This is a genomic window from Streptomyces sp. NPDC020362 (assembly GCF_040642095.1).
Lineage (GTDB): Bacteria > Actinomycetota > Actinomycetes > Streptomycetales > Streptomycetaceae > Streptomyces.
The window spans coordinates 1-4,767 of record NZ_JBFAET010000364.1; the positions used below are offsets into that span (position 1 = coordinate 1).

The following is a 4,767-nucleotide window of genomic DNA, read 5'->3' on the forward strand; positions in this document are numbered from 1 at the left end:
CTCCACCAGCGGCCCCGCCCAGGCCGACGCGATCCGCGCCGCCCTCGAGGTGACCGTCGACGGCGAGCCCCTCTTCCGCAACGACCCCTGCTACGCCCGCGAGTGGCAGCAGCCCGGCATCCAGGAGGAGTTCGAGGAGGTCGTGGACCTGCTGGTGCGCGGGCTCAGTTCACCTTGACCGTCACGGTGGGCGAGTAGACCTTTCCGGACGAGTTCGCGCCCGCGATCCGCAGATGCTCGCTGCCCTTGGTGTTCAGCTTGGCGATCAGGGCGTACGCGCTGCCCTTCTTGACCTTGGCGGTCGCCCTCAGCGAGGTCCACTTGCCCGACTTCTCGTGCTGGAGCACGAGCGGGGTTCCGACCTTCAGGCCCTTGGTGCGTCCGGCGAACACCACCCTGTCGCCGGCGTTCACCGACGACTTGTCGGCCTTGACCGTGATCGAGGCCATGCCGGGGTTGGAGGAGCTTCCGGCGGCGAGGGCTCCGGCCGTCCCGCCGGAGAGCAGCGCCACGGAGAGGGCACCGGCGCCGAGCGCCCGCAGGCAGTGGTGGCGGAGTACGGAGGTCATGTGCGTCTCCCGTCCTGTCGCTCGATGGACCTTCCCAGGCTGGCGTCCGGTCGCCGACCCGGCCACTCGAGACAGGCCGCAAGAGCCTTGCGCCCCGGCAGAAGCAGCAGGTCAAAGGGGGTGAGCGGTCGTCTTCTCGCTCACCCCCTCCTCACCGTTCACCACCCCTGCGCCGTGTCCGTCCCCTGCGCCGTGACCCGTCAGAAGTCCCGCATCAGGGGCGAGGGCGCCGGCCTGGGCGCCGTAACGCCAGCCCTGGCCCGTGCGGAAGAGCCCGCCGATTCCCCGCCGTCGGGCGCCGAGACGGTTGCCGGTCATCCGGCTCACCGAGGAGGCGACAGCAGAAGGCGTCCGTTGGCCTCACCGAGGGGGGGTGGCAGCAGCAGGCGTCCGTTGGCCTCACCGAGGGGGGCGACAGCAGCAGGCGTCCGTTGGCCTCACGGCCGCCCCGCCGCTGCCGCCGGAGGTCATCGGTCCCGCCGGTCGGCGGCCGGGCGGCTCTCAGCGGGACGGCTGCCGGGCGGCGGCCGGATCCACCGTCGCCTGGTGGGCCTCGGCCAGGTGCTCCTGCGCCTTCAGCCAGGGCAGGAACTGGGCCCCCTTGCGCCAGCCGCAGGTGTCGCATCTGATCGTGCGCTGCACACCCGTGCGCTGCACCCGGACCACGTGCTCCCGGCCGTGCCGGTCCCAGCGGCTGACCTTGCTCGTGCTGTTGTCCTGCGGCATGACGCCTCCCCGCGTCCGGCACACCCGACCGCAAGGAGTGTGCAGCAGGAGCAACATCAACAGGGAGTGGTTCACGGCGTGTTGGCCAAGCCGTGCCCTCGGCTCAGCCGACCGTGCGGGGCAGCCGCAGGCTGAGCAGCCCGGTCAGGACGATCCCGGCCAGCTGCACCAGCAGCGTGATGACCAGCGCGTCCCGCATGCCCTGGTGCGGGACGAGGGAGAGGAAGAGGGTGCCGAGGGTGGCCACGCCCAGGGCCAGAGCGGACTGCTGGGTGGTGACCATCACACCGCTGCCGACGCCCGCCCGGGCCGGCGGCACCTCGGACATCACGATCCGGAACATGTTGGGGAGTTGGAGCGCCTGCCCGGCCCCGGCGACGGCCGCCCCCGGCAGCAGCGAGCCGAAGCCCAGGTGCGGCCAGCTGCGCCAGGCGGCCAGGAGGACCAACAGGACGCCCACGCCCTGCAGGACGGAACCGGCCGCGACCACCCGGGTGCCGTACCGGGCGATCAGCCGCGGTCCGGCCAAGGAGACGAAGAGGAACGTGACGGCCATCGGCGTGAGGGCGAGCCCCGCGGGCACCGGCCCGAGCCCGGCACCCCGCTGCAGCACCAGCGCGATCACGAACATGAACCCGCTGAAGCCCACCGAGAACGGCAGTATCAGCACGAGCCCCCGCCGCAGCGACGCCACCGCGAACAGACTCGGCGGCACCAGCGGGGTCCGCCCCTGCCGGTCCGCCCGCCGCTCCACCGCGTAGAACGCGCCCGCGGCGAAGGGGAACGCGGCCAGCGACAGCCACGTCCACAGCGGCCAGCCCGCCGCCCGGCCCTCGGTGAGCGGGGCGAGCAGCGTCAGCAGGGAGACGGCGAGCAGGACCGTCCCGGGCCCGTCGACGGGCTCCGGGTGCTGCGAGCGGGTCTCCGGCACGAACCGCACGGCCAGCACCAGCCCCACCAGCACGACCGGTACGTTGACGAGGAAGATCGCCCGCCACCCGCTCCCGGCCACATCGGCGGCGACCAGCACCCCGCCCAGGATCTGTCCCGCCACCATCGACAGCCCGGCCGTCGCGCCGTACAGACTCATGGCCCGGGCCCGGCGGGTCCCGCTCGTGGCGGCCTGGATGGTGGCGAGCACCTGCGGCAGCATGGCCGCGGCCGACGCCCCCTGCACGACCCGTGCCGCGACCAGACTCCAGGCACCCGGGGCCAGACCGCAGGCCAGCGAGGTCGCCCCGAAGGCGGCCATACCGCCGAGGAACAGCCGGCGCCGCCCGAACAGGTCCCCGAGCCGCCCGCCCAGCACGAGCAGCACGGCGTAGGCGACCCCGTATCCGGCCACGACCAGCTCCAGCACGGCCTCGCCTGCGGAGAGATCGGCACCGATGGTCGGCAGGGCCACATTGACGATGAAGAAGTCGACCAACGGCAGCGCCGCGGCCAGCAGAACGGTGAACAGCCCCGGTCCGCTCAGCGCGGGCGTCGCCACCGGGGCACGCACAGCAGGAGTCGTGACGATCTGTGTCATGCTCCCGAGCCTGCGCCCGCCCTCAGGCTGGTACCAGAGTGTTCTGATCCTGGTAGCGGAACTACCCGGAAACAGGCTGTTCCTGGATGCCGGTCCGAAGGGGACGGGGCTTTCGTGAAATCCGCGAAGCCGGTGGACGGCAACGACAAGTCCGGCCGGAGAGTGCCCACTTGGCGCGGGGAGGGAACCGGTGTCAGGGACCCCGGCGTCATGGAGGTACAAGATCGACAACGAGCGCCGAGGAGTTCGACATGACCGGCACCGCCTCCCGTTACCTCTACCTCGTCCGGCACGGCGAGGCGACGCCGGACGAGAGCGGGCTGACCGAGAGCGGCCGTCGGCAGGCGGTGCTGCTCGGCGAACGCCTGCGCACCGTCCCCTTCGCCGCTGTCCACCACGGCCCGCTGCCCCGCGCGGAGCAGACCGCCCGCCTGATCGCGGACCAGCTCAAGGACGTTCCGCTGCACGTCTCGGAAGTCGCGGGTGACTACGTCCCCCATGTGCCCGCAAGGCACGAACTCCCCGCGGAATCGGCGGACTACTACCTCCGCTTCCTCGAGGGTGCCACCGCCGAGGAGCGGGAGCACGGACCTGTGCTGGCCCGGCAGGCGCTGGATCTGTTCACCGGGCCGGTGGACGGTGAGGAGGACCGGCACGAACTGGTCGTCACCCACAACTTCCTGGTCGCCTGGCTCGTCCGGGACGCCATGTACGCGCCGAAGTGGCGCTGGCTCGGCCTCAACCACGAAAACGCCGCCCTGACGGTCATCCGGTACACGCCGGGCCGGGCGCCCTCCGTCCTCCTCTCCAACGACATGCGGCATCTGCCCGCCGAGCTGCGCTGGACCGGCTTGCCCCCCGAACTGCACATCTGACCGGCCACGCCGTTCCGGAACCCCGGACCCGCACCGCACCGCCCCCCAGCCGGGTGGTCGGGCCCCCGCATCCTGGTACAAGGGCCACCTGGAAACAGGATCGGCCCGGCGGCACTCTGGAGAGATGACGACCATGGCCCAGGAGACGGCCGCCCCGGCGATGCGGGGCTCGGAGATCCGGCGGCACGAGCTGGCCGCCTTTCTGCGCAGCCGGCGCGAGCGCATCGCGCCCGAGCAGGTGGGGCTGCCGCGCGGTGTGCGACGCCGCACACCGGGGCTGCGCCGGGAGGAGGTCGCCCAGCTCTCGGCGGTCGGCGTCACCTGGTACACCTGGCTCGAACAGGCCCGCAACATCCAGGTCTCCGTGCAGGTCCTGGACGCCCTGGCCCGCACCCTGATGCTGGACGCCAGCGAGCGCGCCCACCTCTTCCGGCTGGCCGGGGCCACCGATCCGACCCCCGCCGCGAGCTGCCCCAGCGTCACCCCGGCCCTGCGGGAGATGCTCCGCGCGCTGGAGCCGATCCCGGCCTGCATCCAGAACAGCCGGTACGACATCCTCGCCCACAACAGCACCTACGCCCGCCTCCTGGGCGACCTGGAGTCGGTCCCGCCGGAGGACCGCAACTGCATGCTCCTCGTGCACACCAACAGCGAATGGCGCACGGCGATCGTGCACCTGGAGGACACCATGCGCCTGATGGCCGCCCGGCTGCGCGCCTCCATGGCCGGCCACCTCGGCGAGCCGGCCTGGAGGATGCTGCTCAGGCGTCTGGAGGCCGAGTCCCCGGAGTTCCGCGAGAACTGGGAACGCCACGAGGTCGTGTGCACCCGCACCAAGATCAAGGAGTTCCTCAACCCGTACGTGGGCCACCTGACCCTGGAACACACGGACCTGTGGCTGGGCCCGGAGGCCGGGGCGCGGATGGTGACCTACGCCCCGAAGAACGAGGAGACGCGCAGACGCCTGGAGAGGCTGCAGGAGATGGCGCAGGGGAGCAGCCGGCCTTCCTGAAGCTGCCGGTCGGGCGCGTGGGGGAGACCCAGGTGGAAAGCGGTGTACGCGTAC

At 72.1% G+C, this 4,767-nt stretch carries 6 protein-coding genes; 2 read left to right on the top strand and 4 right to left on the bottom strand.

The window, feature by feature from the left end; all coding sequences use genetic code 11:
- Positions 1-164 precede the first annotated feature (164 nt).
- The 4 genes from AB0H32_RS46885 to AB0H32_RS46900 form a co-directional block, all read right to left on the bottom strand.
- Positions 165-569 carry a hypothetical protein gene (locus AB0H32_RS46885; RefSeq protein ID WP_361135414.1) on the bottom strand — a complete coding sequence of 135 codons (405 nt, stop codon included), beginning with the start codon at positions 567-569 and terminating at the stop codon, positions 165-167.
- 111 nt (positions 570-680) lie between these two features.
- Positions 681-887 (bottom strand): hypothetical protein, encoded by a 207-nt coding sequence (locus tag AB0H32_RS46890; RefSeq protein WP_361135417.1) that lies wholly within the window; start codon positions 885-887, stop codon positions 681-683.
- A 183-nt stretch (positions 888-1,070) separates the two neighbouring features.
- The gene (locus tag AB0H32_RS46895; protein WP_361135420.1) at positions 1,071-1,295 is read right to left on the bottom strand and encodes a hypothetical protein; all 225 of its coding nucleotides are present in this window, start codon (positions 1,293-1,295) and stop codon (positions 1,071-1,073) included.
- Between the two features lie 103 nt (positions 1,296-1,398).
- Complete coding sequence (locus AB0H32_RS46900) at positions 1,399-2,826, bottom strand: MFS transporter (RefSeq protein WP_361135423.1); 1,428 nt, start codon at positions 2,824-2,826, stop codon at positions 1,399-1,401.
- Between the two features lie 251 nt (positions 2,827-3,077).
- Here AB0H32_RS46900 and AB0H32_RS46905 point away from each other — a divergent pair, with 251 nt between their 5' ends.
- Both AB0H32_RS46905 and AB0H32_RS46910 read left to right on the top strand, forming a co-directional pair.
- On the top strand, positions 3,078-3,701 hold the full coding sequence (locus tag AB0H32_RS46905) for a histidine phosphatase family protein (protein ID WP_361135426.1): 624 nt from the start codon (positions 3,078-3,080) through the stop codon (positions 3,699-3,701).
- 124 nt (positions 3,702-3,825) lie between these two features.
- Positions 3,826-4,713, top strand: a complete 888-nt coding sequence (locus AB0H32_RS46910) for a helix-turn-helix transcriptional regulator (protein WP_361135429.1) — start codon at positions 3,826-3,828, stop codon at positions 4,711-4,713.
- Positions 4,714-4,767 lie beyond the last annotated feature (54 nt).